Origin of the sequence: Janthinobacterium sp. FW305-129 (assembly GCF_020858115.1) — a bacterium.
Lineage (GTDB): Bacteria > Pseudomonadota > Gammaproteobacteria > Burkholderiales > Burkholderiaceae_D > Janthinobacterium.
Genome location: NZ_JACYMM010000005.1, coordinates 149,494 through 169,466, shown reverse-complemented (window position 1 = coordinate 169,466; position 19,973 = coordinate 149,494). Strand labels below are relative to the sequence as shown.

The window sequence follows — 19,973 nt, the reverse complement described above, 5'->3', positions numbered from 1 at the left end:
GCGCCTTGCAGCGGCGGCCTTCAATGCCGCCAGCCCGCCTGGCGGCATGGGATCACTGCCCATCCGTACCACCTTCGTCCCACCTTCCGGACCGCATCCGCCATGAATGAAACCCCGCTGCTCAACCTGATCACTGATTTTGTCGACGATTTCCGCCAACCGGCCATCCTGTGGCAGGCGCTGGTCATCGTTGCCTGCCTGGCCCTGAGCTGGCTGCTGGTGCGGCAGTTGCGCGTATTCCTGCACAAGCGGGCGGAAGCGGCGGCCACGCCCGCCACGCCGGAAACCCTGCAGCGCACGGACAGTTTCATCCGCATTTTGACGCCCGTTCTGGCGGCCATGTTGCTGGGCATTGCGCAACACTTCCTGGCCAAGTTCCAGTCGGTGAACCTGCTCAGCATCGCCATTCCCCTGTGCACGTCGATGGCGCTGGTGCGCTTCGGCTTTTATGTGCTGCGCCGCATTTTTGCCCGTCATGGCGACATCAGTCCCACGATGTTGCTTCTGGAAAAGATATTCACGGTCGTGGTGTGGGCCGGCATGGCCCTGTACATCACGGGCCTGTGGCCGGAATTGCATACCTTCCTGGAAAGCATCGTCGTGCCGCTGGGACGCAACAAGGTGTCAGTGGCTGCCATCTTGCAAGCCGCTATTTCCGTCGCCGTGCTGCTGGTGCTGGCCATGTGGGCCGGCACTTCGCTCGACGAGCGCCTGATGAAAATGCAGGGACTGCACACCTCCTTGCGCGTGGTGCTGTCGCGCATGGGCCGCGCCGTGCTGATCCTCGTGTCCGTGCTGGTCAGCCTGTCGCTGGTGGGCATCGACCTGACGGTGCTGTCCGTGTTCGGCGGCGCCTTCGGCGTGGCGCTGGGTTTCGGCTTGCAAAAGATCGCCGCGAACTTTGTGTCCGGTTTCATCATCCTGCTCGACCGCAGTCTCACCATCGGCGACATGATTACGGTGGGTCAATTTACGGGCAAAGTCACGCAGATCAATACGCGCTATACTGTGTTATTGGGCGGCGATGGCGTGGAATCCATCGTGCCGAATGAAATGCTGATTTCCGGCGGCGTGCAAAACATGTCGCTGAGCAACCGCATGGTCTGGCTGTCGACGGCCGTGTCGGTGGGCTATGAAACGGATCTCGATGTCATCTTCCCCTTGCTGGAAGCGGCGACGGCCAAGGTGCCGCGTGTGTCGCAAAGCAATCCGCCCTCGGCCACCCTCGTGCGTTTCGGCGCCGACGGCCTCGATGTACAGATTGGCTTCTGGATCGCGGACCCGGAAAACGGCACGGGCGGCGTGAAGTCGAATGTGAACCGCGCCATCTGGCGCACCTTGCAGGAACATAAGGTTACTGTACCGTTTCCGCAACGCGAATTGCGTATTGTTGGTACGCCTCCTGCCCCGCTCGCCAGCGCGGCAGACGGTGAGTCCCCGCCATCCGGCACCCAGCCTTAACCTCGCTGCCTGCCTCCGTTTTTGCCTGATAGTACCCATTAGGGCGTACAATCACGCCTAAAATTAACTCTGCCGGACCTCCAGAGTCACTGGAGCGACCGTGCGCACGCCCTGTCCACTTGGAGTAGCAGTAATGACATTGAGTTCCGTTTTACACGACGTTTTGCAGTTCATGGCCACTGGCATTACCGATCTGTCCGCATGGCAAGTTTTCCTGTACACCATGGTGGTCACGCACATCACGATCGCCAGCGTCACGATTTACCTGCACCGCCACCAGGCCCACCGGGCGCTGGAATTGCACGCCATCCCCAGCCATTTCTTCCGTTTCTGGCTGTGGCTGACGACGGGCCAGGTGACCAAGGAATGGGCGGCCATCCACCGCAAGCATCACGCCAAGTGCGATACGGAAGAAGATCCGCACAGCCCCGTGACGCGCGGCATCAAGAAAGTGTTCTGGGAAGGCGCCGAGCTGTACCGCGCTGAATCGAAGAACATGGAAACCATGGCGAAATATGGCCACGGCACGCCGACGGACTGGATCGAGCGCAACCTGTACACCAAGTACAGCTGGCTGGGCGTGGTCTCGCTGTTCGTCATCAATTTCATTTTGTTCGGCGTGATCGGCATTTCCGTGTGGGCCGTGCAAATGATGTGGATCCCCATCACGGCGGCCGGCATCATCAACGGCATCGGCCACTACTGGGGCTACCGCAACTACGACTGCGCCGACGCGGCCACCAACATCATTCCGTTCGGCATCCTGATCGGCGGCGAAGAGTTGCACAACAATCACCATACGTATGCGACGTCGGCCAAGCTGTCGTCGAAATGGTATGAAATCGATATCGGCTGGGCGTATATCCGCGCGCTGGAAATGCTGGGCCTGGCCAAGGTGAAAAAGCTGGCGCCGGAACCGAAGTTCTCGCACGGCAAGCTGGAAGCAGACTTCGAGACCTTGCAGTCGGTCATCGCCAACCGCTACGACGTGATGGCCAAGTATGCGAAATCGATCAAGCATGCCTGGAAAGAAGAGCTGGAGCACCTGAAGCACAAGGCCGAGCTGGAAAAGCGCTTCCTGAAATCGTCGCGCAAGCTGATGCAGCGCGAACCGGGCAAGCTGGCCGATGCGCACCACGAGCAGCTGTCGGAACTGTTCCAGCACAGCAAGGCGCTGGAAACCATGCACCACATGCGCGTGGAGCTGGGCGCCATCTGGGAGCGTTCGCACTTTACGCGCGAGCAATTGCTGCAAAAGCTGCAAGACTGGTGCGCGCGTGCCGAAGCGTCGGGCATCCAGTCGCTGCAGGATTTCTCCTTGCGCCTGCGCAGCTATGCCTGAGTAAGCTGTTGCGCCATATCAAGGCCCTGGATTCCAGGGCCTTTTTTTCGTTCCGGCACAAGGGGAGAGCGGCGAGATGAAAATCAGGGCGAAAAAAAACCGCTCATCGGAGCGGCTCTTTTTACAGAACACAATATCAATTACTTGATTTTGGTTTCTTTGTACGTTACGTGCTTGCGTGCTTTAGGATCGAATTTCATGATCTCCATTTTCGCAGGCGTCGTACGCTTGTTTTTGGTAGTCGTGTAGAAGTGACCCGTACCGGCGGTCGATTCTAACTTGATTTTGTCGCGGCCTGATTTTGCCATGATAGCTCCCTTATTCTGCTAATTAGACTTTTTCGCCACGAGCGCGCATATCGACCAATACGGCGTCGATGCCGACTTTATCGATGACGCGCAGACCGGCGTTGGACAAACGCAGGGAGACCCAGCGGTTTTCAGATTCAACAAAAATACGACGATTCTGCAAGTTAGGCAAAAAACGACGTTTGGTTTTGTTGTTTGCATGGGAAACATTGTTGCCGACCATCGGCTTCTTCCCAGTGACTTGGCAAACACGTGCCATGGCGCACTCCTTAAAGATATTCCAAATTGGAAAAACGAGAGTATATCCAAAATAAGCCGATTTATCAATGACTTGCGAAAAACAATTGTGTCATGTTGTATTGAAATAATTTAACAATTTGACTTTTCCCCTTCGTCATAGGGGAAAGCACTGGTAAACAGCGCTGTTTACTGTTAGATAAGCGTCCCGCTGCTGTCACGTATGTCCTTGTTTACACATGGTTAACTGTGAATCGCCTGGCGCCGGCCTAGATCTGGCCGTGTTCCGCGAACGAATGCACTTGCCGCCCGGCCACGACGAAATGGTCGAGGATGCGCACGTCCACCAGCGACAACGCTTGTACCAGCGCGCGCGTCAGCAATAAATCCGATTCGCTCGGTTCCGGCGAGCCGGACGGGTGGTTGTGCGCCAGCATGACGCTGGCCGCGTTGTGCAGCAGCGCCTGTTTCACCACTTCGCGCGGATACACGCTGGTGTGGGTGAGGGTGCCGCGAAACATTTCCTGGGTGGTGATCAGGCGGTTCTTGACGTCCAAAAACAACACGTGAAATGCTTCATGCGCCAGGTGGCCCAGGGTCAGGCGCAGATAGTCTTTCACCGCATGCGGCGAATTGAGGGCTTGCCCCGCCTGCAAGTCCTCGATGATGGCGCGCCGCGCCAGTTCCAGCACCGCTTGCAGCTGGGCAAACTTGGCGCTGCCCATGCCATGCACGGCGGAAAAACTCACGAGGCTGGCGCCAAACAGGCCCCGCAGGGAGCCGAAGTGCTCGACCGTGTCGCGCGCCAGTTCCACGGCGCTCTTGCCGCGCACGCCCGTGCGCAGGAAGACGGCCAGCAATTCCGCGTCCGACAGCGACTGCGCGCCATCCTCGATCAGGCGTTCGCGCGGCCGTTCGCCGGCCGGCCAATCCTTGATGCCCATGCTGCCTCCCGTTCGCGCCCAGCTCGTCGTGGCGCCTGCCGACGATTGTCGCGCCTTCCCCGGGCGGCCATGCTGCGCTAGCTCGTCTTCCTGTCAATTCATAGTAAAAAAACAAAAACCAAGATGCCCGGCCCGGCCATTTTCAGGCGCTATCATTTGCTTGTCGTTGCATTCCATGCAAGTTGCAGCGGCGGGGAGTCAGGGCCCTGAACTCAATGTCTTCCACGTGTTCTACAGGAGTCGTCATGCCATACATCAAAGTTATCAATGGAGTCATGCAAGAGTTCAACGCCGCCGGCGTCAACACGGGCAAGGTCAGCGGCATCGGCCTCAATTCGCACGCGTATCTGGAACACCGTAGCTGGAGTGTGACCGCACCGCTCGTTCCGGCCCCGAAGAATCCCGATTACACCACCGATTTGCCGTATCTTGCCGCCAACGGCTTCAAGTACATCCAGGTGATGGTGGCGCCTTTTAACGGCAAGGCTGGCAGTTGGAACTGGGGCTATGTTGTGGGCGAGCCAAAGTTCGCCCCCGACAATACGCTAATCGATATGAATATCAATGCATCGTACTGGAGCGCTGTCACTGCGCTGCTCGATTGCGCGCTGGCCAATGGCATCGGCATCATCGCCTGCCCATTCTGGAATCCCTACGCCGTGCCGCAATTGGTGGGCGAAGCGGGCCCTGAGGGCGCCACAAAAGACGAACAGGCCGCAGTCGCGCGGGTCGCACTGGTCAATCCGCAATCGAAGACACGCCGCTACATGCGTGCCTTTGCCCAGGCTTTCGCACAGCACTACAGCAACCACCCCGGCATCGCCGCCTGGATGGCTGCGCAGGAACTGATGGCCGTGACCGAGATTGACTTGAATGCCACCCGGGAAATCATCCAGGAAACGGCGCAATTGCTGCGCGACAACGATGCCCTGGCCAGAATGATTTCCTCCGGTAATGCAGGAATCCCCTCCTATACACCGCGCAAGGGTACCCTCAAACAATACATTGCGGAAACCCTGCCATTCCTGAATCCGGATCCCATCGACTGTCTTTGTGAAAACCTGTTCCTGAATAATGAATATGTCAGCAGCGCCCTGGACAGCGGCGCGGATCTGCCAGCGGACTTCGTCTCGTCCTCGCTCGCCTATCTGCAAGTGATGCAGCGTGCCGCCCATACCTTGGGCAAGCCGTATTACCTTGGCAGCTTTTGCTTGTCGAAAGAGCAGGAACTGGCTTTGCAAGATACCGAGCGGCAAGACAACTTGCACGCCTTGCTGAGCGCCATACGCCGTACGGGCGTGCAACTGGCGTGCTATTGGGACTGGAATGGGGGCAAGTCGATGGAAGACAAAGGTCTGAACCTGGTGGAGACGCCGGCGTTCAGCAACAAACGCAAAGCTGTATGGGACGCCTTGCGCGGCGAAGATGCCATGCGTCCGGCGCCGCCCACGCCTTGCTTCGGCGTGACGAAGACCTTGCAATTCCAGCCTGGCCTGATGTTGACCGTACCGTCGTCCGTGCGCTACGAGAGCGCGGATTTTTCGCTGTCGTATTGTATCCGGCAGCAGGCTTTCTCCTCGACCGTTGCTCTGGCGCAGGCTTTTATCGCGCATCAGGCGAACAAGAAAGGATGGGCGCTGCTGGCGCAGGATATCAAGACGTTCCTGTATTTATTCAACGGCGTTGGCGACAATGGCCTGGGCGCCAACAGCAATGGGCACGGCTTGACGGTGGACATTCCCAACCGCTGGTTCCGCTGTACTTATACTGTGAAGCATGATGGACGCATCAGCCTGTATGTGGATGATTTCCTCATGTATCAGAGTTTGCAAAACATGGCGCCGCCATTTTTGAATGCCACTGGCACCCCGCTGGTGATCGGCCGCGCCGTGCATGCGCAGGAGCAGGGCGCGCCCGCCTGGCAGTTGTCGGACGTCATCCTGTACGACCGCGTGCTGACACCGAAGGAAGTGTATGACTATGGCCAGTATGGCATCGTGCACCGGCCCGTGGGGCGCTGGAAGCTCGACGGCAACCTGGAAGACAGCTCCGGCTTCGGCAATCACGCCAGCACGCCTGGTGGGTTGACGTACGTCAACGTCTGATTCGCCGATCCGACGTCGGATGTGTTGCGCGGCCATGTTTTTTGACAAAAGCATGGCCGCGCCGAGATGGCATGGGGCGCGCTGGCTCAGGGTGGCTTACAATATCGTTTTGCACCAGTTACCTGAAAACTACTATGTCCAACGAGCAACCAGCAGTCGTCACCGAAGCGGCTTACCTCACCCTGCATTATCGTCTTGCCACTGTTGACGGTACTGACATTGTCACGACCTTCAGCGGCAATCCCGCGACCTTGATGCTGGGACAGGGCCAGCTGGCGCCGTTCCTCGAGCAGCGCTTGCTGGGTTTGCCTGAAGGCACGCACCAGACGTTCGAGCTGGCTGCCGGCGAAGGCTTTGGCGAGCGCAATCCCGAGCTGGTGCAGTCCGTCTCGCGCGCGACCCTGGACGAAAACTCCGTGCCGGGCGCCGACTACAAGATCGGCGACCTGGTCGACTTCGCCGCGCCGGGCGGCGGCCGCTTTGCCGGCGTGCTGCGCGAAATGCGCGAGGACTCGGCCCTGTTCGACTTCAACCATCCGCTGGCGGGCCAGCCGCTGCGTTTCGAAGTCAAGCTCATTTCGGTCCTGTAAGGAATAGCGATGGATAAAGAACTGTTACTGGCCCAGCCCCGCGGTTTCTGCGCTGGCGTCGACCGGGCGATCGAAATCGTCGAACGCGCCTTGCAGCAATTTGGCGCACCGATCTACGTGCGCCATGAAATCGTCCACAACGCCTACGTGGTGGCCGACTTGCGCAACAAGGGCGCCATCTTCATCGACGACCTCGATGACGTGCCTGCTGGCAATACACTCGTGTTTTCCGCCCATGGCGTCTCGAAAGCCGTGCGCGCCGAGGCGGAATCGCGCGGCCTGAGCATTTTTGACGCGACTTGCCCGCTGGTCACCAAGGTGCACATGGAAGTGGGCAAGATGCGCCGCGAAGGCCGCGAGATCATCATGATCGGCCACGACGGCCATCCCGAGGTGGAAGGCACGATGGGCCAGGCCGATATGGGCATGCATCTGGTGGAAACGCTCGACGATGTGGCGAACTTGCAGGTCGCCAATCCGGACAGCCTGGCCTATGTTTCGCAAACAACGTTGTCAGTTGACGACACTAGCGACATTATTGCGGCCTTGAAAGCGAAATATCCGAATATCGCCGAGCCGAAAAAAGGCGACATTTGCTACGCCACCACGAACCGCCAGGAAGCCGTGAAATTCATGGCCCCGCAAGTGGAAGTGGTGATCGTCGTGGGCAGCCCGAACAGCTCGAATTCGAACCGCTTGCGCGAAGTGGCCGAGAAGATGGGCACGCCGGCCTACATGGTCGACAATGCCTCGCAGATCGATCCCGCCTGGCTGGAAGGCAAGCTGCGCGTGGGTGTGACGGCTGGCGCCTCGGCGCCCGAGGTGCTGGTGCAAGCCGTCATCGACCGCCTGAAAGAGTGCGGCGTGAAGAGCGTGCGCCCGCTCGATGGCGTGCAGGAAGCCGTCACGTTCCCGATGCCGAAAGGCCTCGACGGCATCAAGCGCGACGTCGCCTGAGGCCATAGGGCGATTGAGTATCGATGAAATAGTTACCTCAAAACCGAATTTAATTCGGAAATGATCGATTTATTCCAAGCTTAGTTTTTGCAAAAGATCGTTATGATTGCCTCAAGCTTGAATATGTTGTCGTTATGACTAAGCAAGGTCACGCCCATTTTGAGTGCGTGCACCATGCTGGTGAGAACGGTCCAGGGATGGCACTGCAGGAATTCTTCCTCCGGTGCCGTTTTTGTATCAACGGCATATTCTGGCGGAAGTTGTTCCCGAAAAATGCATATTTGATAGGGCAATCATGGATACATTCATCCAGCAGATCATCAACGGCCTGGTGTTGGGCAGCATGTATGCCTTAGTCGCCCTCGGTTACACCATGGTGTACGGCGTGTTGAACCTGATCAACTTCGCCCACGGCGACGTGCTCATGATCGGCGCCATGGTGGGCTTGACCATCCTCAAGCTGCTGGGCATTTATGTGCCGGACTGGCCCGGCTATCTGAAACTGGCCACCGCCATCCTCGGCGCCATTCCCATCTGTATTCTGGTCAACATCATCATCGAGCGGGTCGCCTACCGCCGCCTGCGCAACGCCCCCCGCCTCGCCCCCCTGATTACCGCCATCGGCGTTTCCATCCTCTTGCAAACCTTCGCCATGATGATCTGGACGCGCAATCCCTTGCCCTTCCCGCAATTGCTGTCGACCGACCCCATCAACATAGGCGGCGCCGTGATTTCGCAAACGCAAGTGCTGCTGCTGGCCCTGGCCGCGCTGTCGATGGGCGGATTGGTGTTGCTGGTGGAAAAAACACGCATGGGCCGCGCCATGCGCGCCACGGCGGAAAACCCCCGCGTGGCCGGACTCATGGGCGTCGATTCCGACAAGGTCATCGTCGCCACCTTTGCCATCGGCGCCGCGCTGGCGGCCGTGGCGGGCGTGATGTGGGGCGCCAACTATGCCTCGATTCAATTTTCCATGGGCGCCATCCCCGGCCTGAAAGCCTTTTGCGCGGCCGTGCTGGGCGGCATCGGCAATATCTATGGCGCCATGCTGGGCGGTATCTTGCTGGGCATTATAGAGAGCCTGGGCGCCGGCTATATCGGCGACATCACGGGCGGTTTCCTGGGCAGCCACTACCAGGATATCTTTGCCTTCGTCGTACTGATCATCGTGCTGACCCTGCGCCCGTCCGGCATCATGGGCGAACGCGTGGCCGACCGTGCCTGATGTGACACTGGGAGATTAATCATGGCACTACTCGATTTCGACGCAAAAAAGAATCCGGCCAAAGCCTACGCCGGCATGCTGGGCCTGGCCGCGCTGCTGATGGTGTTCCCGTTTTTTGCCGCCCAGTTCGGCAATTCATGGGTGCGCATCATCGACATGGCCTTGCTGTACATCATGCTGGCCCTGGGCCTGAACATCGTCGTCGGCTTCGCCGGCCTGCTCGACCTCGGCTACATCGCCTTCTACGCCGTGGGCGCCTACCTGACGGCCTTGCTGGCCTCGCCCCAGTTCGCCATCCTGCTCGAATCGGTGGTGAACCAGTATCCCGTGCTGGGCGAAACCCTGGTGCAGCTGATGGGGCCGGAAATCCGCGAGAACGGCATCCATTTGTCGATCTGGATCATCGTGCCCCTGGCCGCCGCGGTGGCGGGCCTGTTCGGCGCCCTGCTGGGTGCGCCCACATTAAAATTGCGCGGCGACTATCTGGCTATCGTGACCCTGGGCTTTGGCGAGATCATCCGCATTTTCATGAACAATTTGAACGACCCGATCAATTTCACGAATGGTCCGCAAGGCATCAATTTGATCGACCCCATCCGCATCTTCGGCGTCAACCTGGCGGGCGAGGCGGGCACCAACAGCACCGTCACGGTGGCCGGTTTTTCCATGCCGTCCGTGAATGCGTATTACTTTTTGTTCCTCTTCCTGTGCATCGCCGTCGTGTTCGTCACCAAGCGCCTGCAGCATTCGCGCCTGGGCCGCGCCTGGGTGGCCATCCGCGAAGACGAGATCGCCGCGAAAGCCATGGGCATCAATACGCGCAACGTAAAGTTGCTGGCCTTTTCCATGGGCGCCTCGTTCGGCGGCGTGGCCGGCGCCATGTTTGCCTCGTTCCAGGGCTTTGTCTCGCCGGAATCGTTTTCGCTGACGGAATCGATCGCCGTGCTGGCCATGGTGGTGCTGGGCGGCATCGGCCATATCCCCGGCGTCATTCTCGGCGGCGTGATCCTGGCATCCATTCCCGAAGTGCTGCGCCACGTGGTGGAGCCGGCCCAGCAGGCGCTGTTCGGCCACGTGGTGATCGAGGCGGAAGTGCTGCGCCAGTTGCTGTACGGCCTGGCCATGGTGTTGATCATGCTCAACCGTCCAGCGGGCCTGTGGCCCTCGCCGAAGCACGAAGACCGGCCCGACCATGATGTGGATCAACCCAACAAATCAACCGGCGTCGTGTCCGCTTAAGGAGGCAAGTACCATGAGCGAACAGATCATCTTGAATATTGCCGGCGTAAATAAACGTTTCGGCGGCTTGCAGGCGCTCACCGACGTGGGCATTACCATCAAGCAAGGCCAGATCTACGGCTTGATCGGCCCGAACGGCGCCGGCAAGACCACTTTCTTTAACGTGATCACGGGCCTGTACCAGCCCGACACGGGCACCTTCGAGCTGGCTGGCAAGCCGTATTCGCCGTCCGCGCCGCACAAGGTGGCCAAGGCGGGCATCGCCCGCACCTTCCAGAACATCCGCCTGTTTGGCGACATGACGGCGCTGGAAAACGTCATGGTGGGGCGCCACGTGCGCTCGCACCAGGGCGTATTCGGCGCCATCTTCCGCCACAAGGCGGCGCGCGAGGAAGAGGCGTCGATCCGCAAGCGGGCGATGGAATTGCTCGATTTCGTCGGCATCGCCCAGTTCGCCAGCCGCACGGCGCGCTTTTTGTCGTACGGCGACCAGCGGCGCCTGGAAATCGCCCGCGCGCTGGCCACCGATCCGCAACTGCTGGCGCTCGACGAGCCGGCGGCCGGCATGAATGCGACGGAAAAGCTGGCCCTGCGCGAGTTGTTGGTGAAAATCAAGGCGGAAGGCAAGACCGTGCTGTTGATCGAGCACGACGTGAAACTGATGATGGGACTGTGCGACCGCATCACGGTGCTCGAATATGGCAAGCGCATCGCGGAAGGCTTGCCGGCCGAAATACAACAAAACCCGGCCGTCATCGAGGCTTACCTGGGGGGATCGCACGCATGAGCAATATATTGAAAGTGGCGGGCCTGCACGTGGCGTACGGCGGCATCAAGGCCGTCAAGGGTATCGACCTGGAAGTGAACGAAGGCGAGCTGATCGCGCTGATCGGCGCGAACGGCGCCGGCAAGACGACGACCTTGAAAGCCATCACGGGCACTTTGCCGGCCTGCAAGGTCGAGGGCACGATCAGCTACCTGGGCGAGTCGCTCAAGGGGAGCAAGTCGTTTCACCTGGTGGAAAAGAAACTGGCCATGGTGCCGGAAGGGCGGGGCGTGTTTACGCGCATGTCGATCCGTGAAAATCTCATGATGGGCGCCTACACGCGCACGGACAAGGCCGGTGTCGAAGATGACATTGCCAAGTGGTTCGACGTGTTTCCCCGCCTGAAGGAGCGGGCGGCGCAGATGGCTGGCACCCTGTCGGGCGGCGAGCAGCAGATGCTGGCCATGGCGCGCGCCCTGATGAGTCATCCGAAGCTGCTGCTGCTCGACGAGCCATCGATGGGTTTGTCGCCCATCATGGTCGAGAAAATCTTCGAGGTGATCCGCAAGGTGTCGTCCGAAGGCATCACGATTCTGCTGGTCGAACAGAATGCCCGCCTGGCCCTGCAAGCGGCGCACCGCGGCTATGTGATGGATTCCGGCCTGGTTACCATGGGCGGCAACGCGGCCGCCATGCTCGACGACCCGCGCGTGAAGGCGGCGTATCTGGGGGAGTAATGGCGGGAAAGTAAAAGCGCATAAAAAATGCCCCAGCGAGGCTGGGGCATAATGGCATCCGTCGGGGAAGTGCGGGATGGACGCCTGGAGGAGCTGGTACTAAAGTAAAACAGCAGACCGCCGCAGCGGCCGCTTGATAATTACTTGGCAGCCGTGCGCGGCACGATTTTTTCAGCTGCTTGCGTGAACTGGTTCACGGCCGAGGTCAGGTTCGCTTCGATGGCTTCGACGGCTTGCTTGCTGGTTTTCGAGAATTGCTCGTAGCCTGCATTGGCGTTGCCGATGGCGCTTTTCAGGATGGCGACGGCGTTTTCCGAACCGGCTGGCGCGTTCTTGGTGACTTCTTCCACCAGCGACAGGACTTTGCGGTTGGTTTCAGCGATTTGCGATTCAGCTGCTTTGCTGAACTCGGCTTGGGTGCCGGACGTGATGGCAGCCAGGTGACGGCCGTAAGCGATGGCTTTTTCGGCGCCAGGCTGGGCTTGGGCAGCGCTCAGCGAGAAGAATTCTTGTGGATCTTTTGCCGACAGCAATTGCTTGGCGGCGGCGGTCGATTCTTCCAGCGTTGCCTTGGCAGCGGTCAGGTTCAGTTCGACGATCTTTTCGATGCCTTCGAAGGCCTTGCCCGTCAGCGACGAGAACAGGGCGAATTGGGCTTCCAGGTTGGCTTTGGTAGCGGACGAAAATTGCTCAGGAATTGAAAACATATAAATCTCCAAAAAATCGAAATCTGGTTAATTTGATGCTGCGTGTACCGTTTGGGAAAGCAGGTGAATCTAAATTTTTCAAGCTGAACAAGAATTGTGCAACGCAACAAACCCTATTCTACGGCGAAAAAAAATGAAGTCAAGCGATTCTTGTGCGATGCAACAATTGAATAGATTTGCAGCAAAAACCATTGTTTCTAAAGAGAAATATTTGATTTCTGGGTGTTAATGGTTTAACCCTAAACTGTTATTTCCCCGCCTTTCAGGACGGGTGCGGCGCAGCATGCTAGACTTTGCCTCCCGCACTGGCGCAGCGCCCCGGTGCCGATCCCGTTTCCCGAGTTGATACCATGTCCAATCTTCCCGCCGCGGCTGGCGCCAGCGGCAAAGCCCCCAAAGCCTCTTTCCTGACGACCCTGGCCCCGATGGCCTTGCCCGGCTTTTTTGTGTTGTTATGGAGCACAGGTTTTATCGTCGCCAAGTTCGGCTTGCCGTACGCGCCGCCGCTGACCTTTTTGCTGCTGCGCTTCCTGGGCGTGCTGGTGATCCTGCTGCCGCTGGTGCTGCTGTTGCGCGCGCCGTGGCCCGTGGGGCAGTTCCGCCAGATCGCCGTGGCCGGCATTTTGATGCAGGCCGGCTACCTGGCCGGCGTCTGGTGCGCCATCAAGCTGGGCATGCCGGCCGGCCTGTCCGCCCTGATCGTCGGCATGCAGCCCGTGCTGACGGCTTGCGCCGCGCCATTGATCGGCGAATCCGTGCGCCCGCGCCAGTGGCTGGGCCTGTTCTTCGGCTTGCTGGGCGTGGCCCTCGTCGTGTATGCGAAGATCAACCTCGTGGGGCTGACCGTGGAAAGCGTGCTGCTGTGCGTGTTTGCCCTGCTGTCGATGACGGCCGGCACCATGTACCAAAAACGCCACTGTCCCCAGTTCGACTTGCGCACCGGCACGGTGGTGCAGTTTGCCGCTTCCATCGTGGTCGTGTTGCCGTTCGCCCTGTATTACGAAGGCTTGGACCTGCATTTCAGCAATGTGCAATGGACGGCGAATTTTATCGGCGCCTTGCTGTGGTCGGTACTCGTGCTGTCCATCGGCGCCATCTTCCTGCTGTTCGCCCTGATTCGGCGCAGCGACGCGACGAAAGTGACGGGCTTGCTGTACCTGACGCCGCCCACGACGGCCGTGATGGCCTGGCTGATGTTTGGCGAAGCCTTTAATATGCTGGGTATTGCCGGCATGCTGGTGGCCGTGGTCGGTGTAGTGTTTGTCGTCAAGAAATAGCAGGAGAGCAGGGCAGTGAGCAAGCTAGCATCTGAAGAAATACAGTCGGCGCAGCAAGCCGTCGATGGCGTCATCCTGTCGCGCCGTTCGATCCGCGCCTTTTTACCCACGCCGGTGGCGCAGGACGATATCGCGCGCATCCTGGAAGTGGCGGCGCGCGCGCCCTCGGGCGCCAACATGCAGCCGTGGAAAGTGTATGTGCTGTCGGGCAAAGCGCGCCTGCGCCTGTCGCGCCGCATCCTCGCCGCCTACGATGCACCGAAGGCGCCCGATGCGCCCGCGCGCACGGCCTCGTACACGTATTACCCGCGCCAGTGGACGGCGCCGTTCATCGAGCGCCGCCGCAAGATCGGCCTGGACCTGTACCAGCTGCTGGGCCTGGAACGGGGCGACACGGCCGGCATGGCGGCCCAGCATGGACGCAACTTCCAGTTCTTCGACGCGCCCGTGGGCCTGATCTTCACCATCGAGCGGGTGCTGGAGCAGGGTTCCTGGCTCGACTACGGCATGTTCTTGCAAAATATCATGCTGGCGGCGCGCGCGCGGGGGCTCGACACCTGCCCGCAAGCGGCCTTCATCCATTACCATGACATCATCCGCGAAGAGCTGGGCATACCGGCCAGCGAAATGGTGGTGTGCGGCATGGCCCTCGGCCATGCGGATCCGGACAAGATCGAGAACCGCCTGAGCACGGAACGCGAACCGCTGGCCGGCTTTGTTAAATTCATGGACAAATAGACATTGCCAGCGATAAGCACAGGCAAACAGCCGCTTAAGGATGAGCTTGTTTGCGGATCGCTAACGGTTTGTATTTCATTGCTGCAATAAATACTGTCCCAACTGTTAAATAGGCTTGCGATTACTCTGCATTTCGCTACACTGCAATAAGGCAACAGCTTCACGGGGAATTATCGAATGGCTAAGTTTAAACTGGCGCTGGGTGTCCTGGCTTCCCTGCTGTTTGCACTGGCGCCGGCTGCGGCCGTGCACGCCAGGGATGCGAACGGCAAATCCTCAGCCGCGAAGAAACACAACACCAAGAAAGTCAAAGTCGTGCTGCGCAAGGGCGCGACGGCCGCGCCGCGCGAAAAGACCGTGCGCCGGGTCGTCATGGTGCGCGGCAAACGCAAGGTCATCTATCAAAAAGTCAGCAGCGTGGCCGTGCCCATGGCCGCCCCGATGCCCACCATGGGCGACCTGGCGGGCCTGAACCTGACGCGCGATCCGCTCGACCTGAAATCGAGCGTGGCGCTGGTGCTGGACCAGGCCAACTCGGAAGTATTGTTTGAAAAGAATTCGAATGTCGCCCTGCCCATCGCCTCCATCACCAAGATGATGACGGGCCTGGTGGTGGTCGAAGCGCGCCAGGACATGGATGAAGTGCTGACGATCACGGACGAGGACGTTGACCGCGCCAAGTTCAGCAGTTCGCGCCTGAAAGTGGGTTCGCAATTGACGCGCGCCAATATGCTGCACATCGCCCTGATGAGTTCGGAAAACCGCGCCGCCTCGGCGCTGGGCCGCAATTATCCGGGCGGCTTGCCCGCGTTTGTCGACGCCATGAACAGCAAGGCGCGCCAGCTGGGCATGATGGATACGCATTACGTCGATTCCAGCGGCTTGTCGAAAATGAACGTGGCCAGCGCGCGCGACCTGGGCAAGCTGGCCATGGCCGCCTTCCGCCATCCGCTGCTGCGCGAATACTCGACGGACCCGAAAGCCATCGTCGAAGCCAGCGGCCAGCCCATGCAATTTGGCAATACGAATCACCTGGTGGCCAATCCGGGCTGGGAAATCGGCTTGCAAAAGACGGGTTTTATCAATGAGGCGGGACGTTGTCTGATGATGCAGGCCGTCATCGAAGGACGGGCCGTGATCATGGTCTTCCTTGATTCCAAGGGGAAACAATCGCGTACGGCCGATGCGGGACGCATGCGCAAGTGGCTCGAAGCACTCAAGCCTGCCAACATGAGCTTGCCTGGCGGTTAAAAATGTCCATGGCTGCGTTGCACTAACTCGCCGTACTAGTCGTACTGTCTTCGTTAGTGCGCCTTGCCCTGAACATTTTTATGCGGCAGTGCTTTAGTCTTGGGGGATATAACCCAGGGTGACGGAAATCTGGTTCGCCGTCTCCACCAGGTCCACCAGCCACTCATCCTGCAGGCGGTCGGCGGGGGCGGAAATCGACAGGCCGGCGATCAGCTTGCCCGAGTCGTCGCGGATGCCGGCGGCCATGCAGCGCACGCCCAGTTCCAGCTCTTCATTGTCGCGCGCATAGCCGCGCTCGCGCACCAGGCTCAGCTCGCGTTCGAGCTTTTGCAGATCCGTGATGGAATTCTTGTTGTGCCCGGCCAGGCCCGTGCGCGTGGCGTAGGCGCGGATGGCTTTCGGCTCGTCGACGGAGAGGAATAATTTACCTGTCGAAGTCAGGTGCAGCGGGCCGCGGCCGCCGATGGCGCGCACCACCTGCATGCCCGAGCGCTCGGAAAAGGCGCGGTCGATGTAGACGATCTCGTCGCCCTGGCGCACGGACAGGTTGATCGTTTGCTGGGTTTTCTTGTGCAGCTGGCGCATGAAGTCCAGCGCCGCTTCGCGCACGCTGAGGCGGCTTTTCACCACATTGCCCAGTTCCAGCAGGCGCATGCCCAGCCGGTAGGTACCCGGTTCGATGCGGTCGACAAAGCGCGTCAGCACCATGTCGTTGAGGATGCGGTGCGCTGTCGATGGATGCAGGCCCGATACTTTGGACAATTCCTTCAGGCTGACCGGGTCGGAATATTTGGCCAGGGCATCGAGCAGGGCGACCATGCGTTCGATGACCTGGATCGTTGTCTTGGGGGCAGCGACCGGTTCAATTTTCATGATGGATTTGGTGCAATGCAGTATTCATGCTTCTTTATACCATGATGTGAAAAAATAGTGAAATGTTCCGAGATATTCAGCGAATAAATTGTCACAATTCTCATGTTGGCCGTCATAATCGATGGCTGGATGGACTTTGAATCATGGATAACTATGCAACCTGTAAATGAATTCAAGAGCAAAAGCGGCTTGAAACGGATTTTTTCCGCCTTTTTTTATTCCCTCGACGGCTTGAAGGCGGCCTGGCGCCACGAACACGCGTTCCGCCAGGAACTGGGCCTGTTCGTCGTCGGCACCGTGATCGCCTTGCTGCTGCGCATCTCCGCGTTTGAAAAGCTGGTGCTGATCGGCGTATTGCTGCTGGTCCTCATCGTTGAACTGATCAATTCCGCGCTGGAAGCCGTGGTCGACCGCATTTCGCTGGAACGCCACCCGCTGTCGAAGAATGCCAAGGATTTCGGCAGCGCCGCCGTGCTGCTGACCTGCATCCTGGCCTTCGCCACGTGGTCCGTGGTGCTGTTCAACCGCTTCTATTAACCGCTAAATCCCCGTTACGCGCCGTCCATATGCGAAAATCGCATATCAAACGGCGAAACGCTTCGTTCTCTTTGCGGCCGTTGCGCCGTAATCTGGTGGCTCTGAAAGTTCAACCATACGGGGATCTTAGATGCTGTCGAAAAAAATCATCATTGCCGCCGCCCTCAGCGCGTTTGCCATTCTGCAAACGGCGCAGGCTGCCGATATCACCCTGCTCAACGTGTCATACGACCCGACGCGCGAGCTGTACCAGGATGTGAATACGGCATTTGCCAAGGAATGGAAAGGCAAGACGGGCGACAACGTCAAGATCAAGCAATCGCACGGCGGTTCCGGCAAGCAGGCGCGTGCCGTCATCGATGGCCTGGAAGCGGACGTGGTCACGTTGGCCCTGGCCTACGACATCGATGCGCTGGCCGAGCACAAGCTGCTGGCCGCCGACTGGCAAAAGCGTTTGGCGCATAACAGCTCGCCTTACACCTCGACCATCGTGTTTCTGGTGCGCAAGGGTAACCCGAAAGGCATCAAGGATTGGAACGACCTGGTCAAGCCGGGCGTATCCGTCATCACGCCGAACCCGAAAACCTCGGGCGGTGCCCGCTGGAACCATCTGGCAGCCTGGGGCTATGCGCTGCGCCAGCCGGGCGGCAGCGAAGCGAAGGCCAGGGATTTCCTCGGCAAACTGTATAAAAACGTGCCCGTGCTCGATTCCGGTGCGCGCGGCGCCACCACCACCTTCGTCGAACGCGGTATCGGCGACGTGCTGATCGCCTGGGAAAACGAAGCGTATCTGGCCGTCAAGGAACTGGGCCCCACCAAGTTCGACATCATCACGCCGTCCGTCAGCATCCTGGCCGAGCCGCCCGTCGCCGTCGTCGACAAGTTTGCCGACAAGCACGGTACGCGCAAGGTGGCCGAGGCTTACCTGAACTACCTGTACACGGACGAAGCGCAAGACATCATCGCCAAGAACTACTACCGTCCGGCAACGGACAAGGCGGCGAAGAAATACGCGTCGCAATTCGCCAAGGTCAATCTGTTCACCATCGAGCAAGTGGCCGGCGGCTGGACGGCGGCGCAGAAGGCGCATTTTGCCGACGGCGGCATCTTCGACCAGATCTATCAGCCGAAGTAATCTTCACCGGCAGGCGGCAACGCTTGCCGGAATCGATCACTAAAGGACACATCATGGCGCTGCGCAGCTTTTCCGATTACCGGGTACTGATCGTGCCGGGCTTGCATAACAGCGGTCCCGAGCACTGGCAGAGCCGCTGGCAGCGCCTGTATCCGCAATTCGAGCGGGTCGAGCAGGATGACTGGAACGCACCCGACCTGGCCACCTGGTCGGCGCGCCTGGACCAGGTGCGGCGGCAGGATGCGCGCCCGACCCTGATCGTCGCCCACAGCTTCGGCTGCCTGACGACGGCGCACAGCCTGGCGCGCGACCCGCACGGCGTGGCCGGCGTGCTGCTGGTGGGGCCGGCCGACCCGGACAAGTTTGGCGTGGCCAAGGCTTTGCCGCAAAAGCGCCTGCCTTGCCCCGGCATCCTGATCGCCAGCCAGACGGACCCGTGGATGACGGCCGAACACGCCACGCAGTGGGCGCGGCGCTGGAATTGCAAGTATATTGATGGCGGTGCGCTGGGCCATATCAACGCAGAGTCGCGCCTTGGCGACTGGGTTTATGGCCAGGCGCAACTGCAAACGCTGTTTGATCTGGCGCAAAGCGACAAGCGCCACCGTCAGGCAGCCTGATACGACGAACATCTTCGCTACACAACCTCTCAAGGAGATCACGATGACTTTACGCCTGGGCGATGTCGCCCCTGATTTTGAACAAGACAGCTCGATCGGCCCGCTCAGGTTCCACGAGTGGGCGGGCAATTCCTGGGTGGTGCTGTTTTCCCACCCGGCCGACTTTACGCCCGTGTGCACGACGGAACTGGGCCTGACGGCCAAGCTCAAGCCGGAATTCGACAAGCGCAACGTGAAGGCCATCGCCCTGTCCGTGGACGCGGCCGAGTCGCACAAGAGCTGGATCAAGGATATCGAAGAGACGCAAAACACGGTGGTCGGCTTCCCCATCATCGCCGACGTCGACAAGAAAGTGTCGGTGCTGTACGACATGATCCACCCTGAACAGTCCGTCACGGCTACCGTGCGCTCCGTCTTCATCATCGACCCGAACAAGAAAGTGCGGCTGATCCTCACGTATCCGCTCAGTACGGGCCGCAACTTCAATGAAATCCTGCGCGTCATCGACGCCCTGCAGCTGACGGACGGCTACACGGTGGCCACGCCCGGCAACTGGCAAGACGGCGACGACGTCATCATCCCCTTGACCGTGCAAGACCCGGAGGTGATCAAGCAGAAGTATCCGAAGGGTTTTACGGCCGCCAAGCCATATCTCCGGTTGACGCCGCAGCCAAACAAGTAAGAGCACCGAAAAAACGTCCATGGCGTTGTTGCATTGCCTCGCCGTACATTCGTACTGTCTTCGGCAACGCGCCTAGCCCTGAACGTTTTATTCGGCACTCTTGTTTCCGCAAAAACGCACCTCGCAGGTGCGTTTTTTTTCGCCCATGGATTCTGCCGGCAAGTATGCAAAATCCATCTAAGCAAATGAGAAATGGTTAGTTCTTTTTATAACGATTGCATGTGATTATTGCGCCCTATAAC

At 59.4% G+C, this 19,973-nt stretch carries 21 protein-coding genes; 16 read left to right on the top strand and 5 right to left on the bottom strand.

Annotation, left to right across the window (positions count from 1 at the left end):
- Positions 1–102: 102 nt before the first annotated feature.
- The gene (locus tag IGS61_RS11880) at positions 103–1,461 is read left to right on the top strand and encodes a mechanosensitive ion channel family protein (protein ID WP_230539764.1); all 1,359 of its coding nucleotides are present in this window, start codon (positions 103–105) and stop codon (positions 1,459–1,461) included.
- A gap of 133 nt (positions 1,462–1,594) precedes the next feature.
- Complete coding sequence (locus IGS61_RS11875; protein WP_100874216.1) at positions 1,595–2,803, top strand: DesA family fatty acid desaturase; 1,209 nt, start codon at positions 1,595–1,597, stop codon at positions 2,801–2,803.
- A 140-nt stretch (positions 2,804–2,943) separates the two neighbouring features.
- Here IGS61_RS11875 and rpmG read toward each other — a convergent pair whose 3' ends face one another.
- The 3 genes from rpmG to radC form a co-directional block, all read right to left on the bottom strand.
- Positions 2,944–3,111 (bottom strand): 50S ribosomal protein L33, encoded by a 168-nt coding sequence (gene rpmG, locus IGS61_RS11870; RefSeq protein ID WP_010400929.1) that lies wholly within the window; start codon positions 3,109–3,111, stop codon positions 2,944–2,946.
- Between the two features lie 22 nt (positions 3,112–3,133).
- Positions 3,134–3,370 carry a 50S ribosomal protein L28 gene (gene rpmB / locus IGS61_RS11865; protein WP_010400928.1) on the bottom strand — a complete coding sequence of 79 codons (237 nt, stop codon included), beginning with the start codon at positions 3,368–3,370 and terminating at the stop codon, positions 3,134–3,136.
- Positions 3,371–3,617: 247 nt separating this feature from the next.
- Positions 3,618–4,292: a RadC family protein gene (gene radC, locus IGS61_RS11860; protein WP_230539763.1), complete on the bottom strand. Its 675-nt coding sequence runs from the start codon at positions 4,290–4,292 to the stop codon at positions 3,618–3,620.
- A gap of 245 nt (positions 4,293–4,537) precedes the next feature.
- On the opposite strand from radC, the gene IGS61_RS11855 reads away from it, so the two are divergent.
- The 7 genes from IGS61_RS11855 (at position 4,538) to IGS61_RS11825 (ending at position 11,911) form a co-directional block, all read left to right on the top strand.
- Positions 4,538–6,397, top strand: a complete 1,860-nt coding sequence (locus tag IGS61_RS11855) for a LamG domain-containing protein (RefSeq protein ID WP_230539762.1) — start codon at positions 4,538–4,540, stop codon at positions 6,395–6,397.
- A 134-nt stretch (positions 6,398–6,531) separates the two neighbouring features.
- Complete coding sequence (locus IGS61_RS11850) at positions 6,532–6,987, top strand: FKBP-type peptidyl-prolyl cis-trans isomerase (RefSeq protein ID WP_070224501.1); 456 nt, start codon at positions 6,532–6,534, stop codon at positions 6,985–6,987.
- 9 nt (positions 6,988–6,996) lie between these two features.
- Positions 6,997–7,944 carry a 4-hydroxy-3-methylbut-2-enyl diphosphate reductase gene (ispH, locus tag IGS61_RS11845; RefSeq protein ID WP_092711203.1) on the top strand — a complete coding sequence of 316 codons (948 nt, stop codon included), beginning with the start codon at positions 6,997–6,999 and terminating at the stop codon, positions 7,942–7,944.
- A 295-nt stretch (positions 7,945–8,239) separates the two neighbouring features.
- A complete protein-coding gene (locus IGS61_RS11840) occupies positions 8,240–9,169 on the top strand; it encodes a branched-chain amino acid ABC transporter permease (RefSeq protein ID WP_034747477.1) in 930 nt (309 codons plus the stop codon).
- A gap of 21 nt (positions 9,170–9,190) precedes the next feature.
- The gene (locus IGS61_RS11835) at positions 9,191–10,408 is read left to right on the top strand and encodes an ABC transporter permease subunit (protein ID WP_215406554.1); all 1,218 of its coding nucleotides are present in this window, start codon (positions 9,191–9,193) and stop codon (positions 10,406–10,408) included.
- A 13-nt stretch (positions 10,409–10,421) separates the two neighbouring features.
- Positions 10,422–11,195, top strand: a complete 774-nt coding sequence (locus tag IGS61_RS11830; RefSeq protein WP_230539761.1) for an ABC transporter ATP-binding protein — start codon at positions 10,422–10,424, stop codon at positions 11,193–11,195.
- Positions 11,192–11,911, top strand: a complete 720-nt coding sequence (locus IGS61_RS11825) for an ABC transporter ATP-binding protein (RefSeq protein ID WP_230539760.1) — start codon at positions 11,192–11,194, stop codon at positions 11,909–11,911. The genes IGS61_RS11830 and IGS61_RS11825 overlap by 4 nt, the downstream gene beginning before the upstream one ends.
- A gap of 140 nt (positions 11,912–12,051) precedes the next feature.
- On the opposite strand, the gene IGS61_RS11820 is transcribed toward IGS61_RS11825, so the two are convergent.
- Positions 12,052–12,618, bottom strand: coding sequence for a phasin family protein (locus IGS61_RS11820; RefSeq protein ID WP_230539759.1), 567 nt, complete (start codon positions 12,616–12,618; stop codon positions 12,052–12,054).
- Between the two features lie 350 nt (positions 12,619–12,968).
- On the opposite strand from IGS61_RS11820, the gene IGS61_RS11815 reads away from it, so the two are divergent.
- The 3 genes from IGS61_RS11815 to pbpG all read left to right on the top strand — a co-directional run bounded on the left by IGS61_RS11815 (position 12,969) and on the right by pbpG (position 15,884).
- Complete coding sequence (locus IGS61_RS11815) at positions 12,969–13,895, top strand: DMT family transporter (protein WP_230539758.1); 927 nt, start codon at positions 12,969–12,971, stop codon at positions 13,893–13,895.
- 15 nt (positions 13,896–13,910) lie between these two features.
- Positions 13,911–14,633: a nitroreductase gene (locus tag IGS61_RS11810; protein WP_230539757.1), complete on the top strand. Its 723-nt coding sequence runs from the start codon at positions 13,911–13,913 to the stop codon at positions 14,631–14,633.
- A gap of 177 nt (positions 14,634–14,810) precedes the next feature.
- Positions 14,811–15,884, top strand: a complete 1,074-nt coding sequence (gene pbpG, locus IGS61_RS11805; RefSeq protein WP_230539756.1) for a D-alanyl-D-alanine endopeptidase — start codon at positions 14,811–14,813, stop codon at positions 15,882–15,884.
- 93 nt (positions 15,885–15,977) lie between these two features.
- On the opposite strand, the gene IGS61_RS11800 is transcribed toward pbpG, so the two are convergent.
- Positions 15,978–16,757 carry an IclR family transcriptional regulator gene (locus IGS61_RS11800; RefSeq protein ID WP_034785179.1) on the bottom strand — a complete coding sequence of 260 codons (780 nt, stop codon included), beginning with the start codon at positions 16,755–16,757 and terminating at the stop codon, positions 15,978–15,980.
- A 153-nt stretch (positions 16,758–16,910) separates the two neighbouring features.
- Here IGS61_RS11800 and IGS61_RS11795 point away from each other — a divergent pair, with 153 nt between their 5' ends.
- The 4 genes from IGS61_RS11795 to IGS61_RS11780 all read left to right on the top strand — a co-directional run bounded on the left by IGS61_RS11795 (position 16,911) and on the right by IGS61_RS11780 (position 19,731).
- A complete protein-coding gene (locus IGS61_RS11795; protein ID WP_230539755.1) occupies positions 16,911–17,294 on the top strand; it encodes a diacylglycerol kinase in 384 nt (127 codons plus the stop codon).
- 130 nt (positions 17,295–17,424) lie between these two features.
- Positions 17,425–18,429 carry a sulfate ABC transporter substrate-binding protein gene (locus IGS61_RS11790; RefSeq protein ID WP_230539754.1) on the top strand — a complete coding sequence of 335 codons (1,005 nt, stop codon included), beginning with the start codon at positions 17,425–17,427 and terminating at the stop codon, positions 18,427–18,429.
- A 53-nt stretch (positions 18,430–18,482) separates the two neighbouring features.
- Complete coding sequence (locus IGS61_RS11785; RefSeq protein WP_230539753.1) at positions 18,483–19,049, top strand: RBBP9/YdeN family alpha/beta hydrolase; 567 nt, start codon at positions 18,483–18,485, stop codon at positions 19,047–19,049.
- Between the two features lie 43 nt (positions 19,050–19,092).
- Positions 19,093–19,731 carry a peroxiredoxin gene (locus tag IGS61_RS11780; protein ID WP_230539752.1) on the top strand — a complete coding sequence of 213 codons (639 nt, stop codon included), beginning with the start codon at positions 19,093–19,095 and terminating at the stop codon, positions 19,729–19,731.
- Positions 19,732–19,973 lie beyond the last annotated feature (242 nt).

Excerpts from the sequence above, each read along its gene's own strand:
- IGS61_RS11790 (WP_230539754.1), top strand. The coding sequence starts at position 17,425 with ATGCTGTCGAAAAAAATCATCATTGCCGCCGCCCTCAGCGCGTTTGCC.
- radC (WP_230539763.1), bottom strand. The coding sequence starts at position 4,292 with ATGGGCATCAAGGATTGGCCGGCCGGCGAACGGCCGCGCGAACGCCTG.
- IGS61_RS11800 (WP_034785179.1), bottom strand. The coding sequence starts at position 16,757 with ATGAAAATTGAACCGGTCGCTGCCCCCAAGACAACGATCCAGGTCATC.
- IGS61_RS11875 (WP_100874216.1), top strand. The coding sequence starts at position 1,595 with ATGACATTGAGTTCCGTTTTACACGACGTTTTGCAGTTCATGGCCACT.
- IGS61_RS11835 (WP_215406554.1), top strand. The coding sequence starts at position 9,191 with ATGGCACTACTCGATTTCGACGCAAAAAAGAATCCGGCCAAAGCCTAC.
- IGS61_RS11850 (WP_070224501.1), top strand. The coding sequence starts at position 6,532 with ATGTCCAACGAGCAACCAGCAGTCGTCACCGAAGCGGCTTACCTCACC.
- IGS61_RS11815 (WP_230539758.1), top strand. The coding sequence starts at position 12,969 with ATGTCCAATCTTCCCGCCGCGGCTGGCGCCAGCGGCAAAGCCCCCAAA.
- rpmG (WP_010400929.1), bottom strand. The coding sequence starts at position 3,111 with ATGGCAAAATCAGGCCGCGACAAAATCAAGTTAGAATCGACCGCCGGT.
- IGS61_RS11820 (WP_230539759.1), bottom strand. The coding sequence starts at position 12,618 with ATGTTTTCAATTCCTGAGCAATTTTCGTCCGCTACCAAAGCCAACCTG.
- pbpG (WP_230539756.1), top strand. The coding sequence starts at position 14,811 with ATGGCTAAGTTTAAACTGGCGCTGGGTGTCCTGGCTTCCCTGCTGTTT.
- IGS61_RS11780 (WP_230539752.1), top strand. The coding sequence starts at position 19,093 with ATGACTTTACGCCTGGGCGATGTCGCCCCTGATTTTGAACAAGACAGC.
- IGS61_RS11795 (WP_230539755.1), top strand. The coding sequence starts at position 16,911 with ATGCAACCTGTAAATGAATTCAAGAGCAAAAGCGGCTTGAAACGGATT.
- IGS61_RS11880 (WP_230539764.1), top strand. The coding sequence starts at position 103 with ATGAATGAAACCCCGCTGCTCAACCTGATCACTGATTTTGTCGACGAT.
- IGS61_RS11785 (WP_230539753.1), top strand. The coding sequence starts at position 18,483 with ATGGCGCTGCGCAGCTTTTCCGATTACCGGGTACTGATCGTGCCGGGC.
- rpmB (WP_010400928.1), bottom strand. The coding sequence starts at position 3,370 with ATGGCACGTGTTTGCCAAGTCACTGGGAAGAAGCCGATGGTCGGCAAC.
- IGS61_RS11830 (WP_230539761.1), top strand. The coding sequence starts at position 10,422 with ATGAGCGAACAGATCATCTTGAATATTGCCGGCGTAAATAAACGTTTC.
- IGS61_RS11825 (WP_230539760.1), top strand. The coding sequence starts at position 11,192 with ATGAGCAATATATTGAAAGTGGCGGGCCTGCACGTGGCGTACGGCGGC.
- IGS61_RS11840 (WP_034747477.1), top strand. The coding sequence starts at position 8,240 with ATGGATACATTCATCCAGCAGATCATCAACGGCCTGGTGTTGGGCAGC.
- IGS61_RS11855 (WP_230539762.1), top strand. The coding sequence starts at position 4,538 with ATGCCATACATCAAAGTTATCAATGGAGTCATGCAAGAGTTCAACGCC.
- ispH (WP_092711203.1), top strand. The coding sequence starts at position 6,997 with ATGGATAAAGAACTGTTACTGGCCCAGCCCCGCGGTTTCTGCGCTGGC.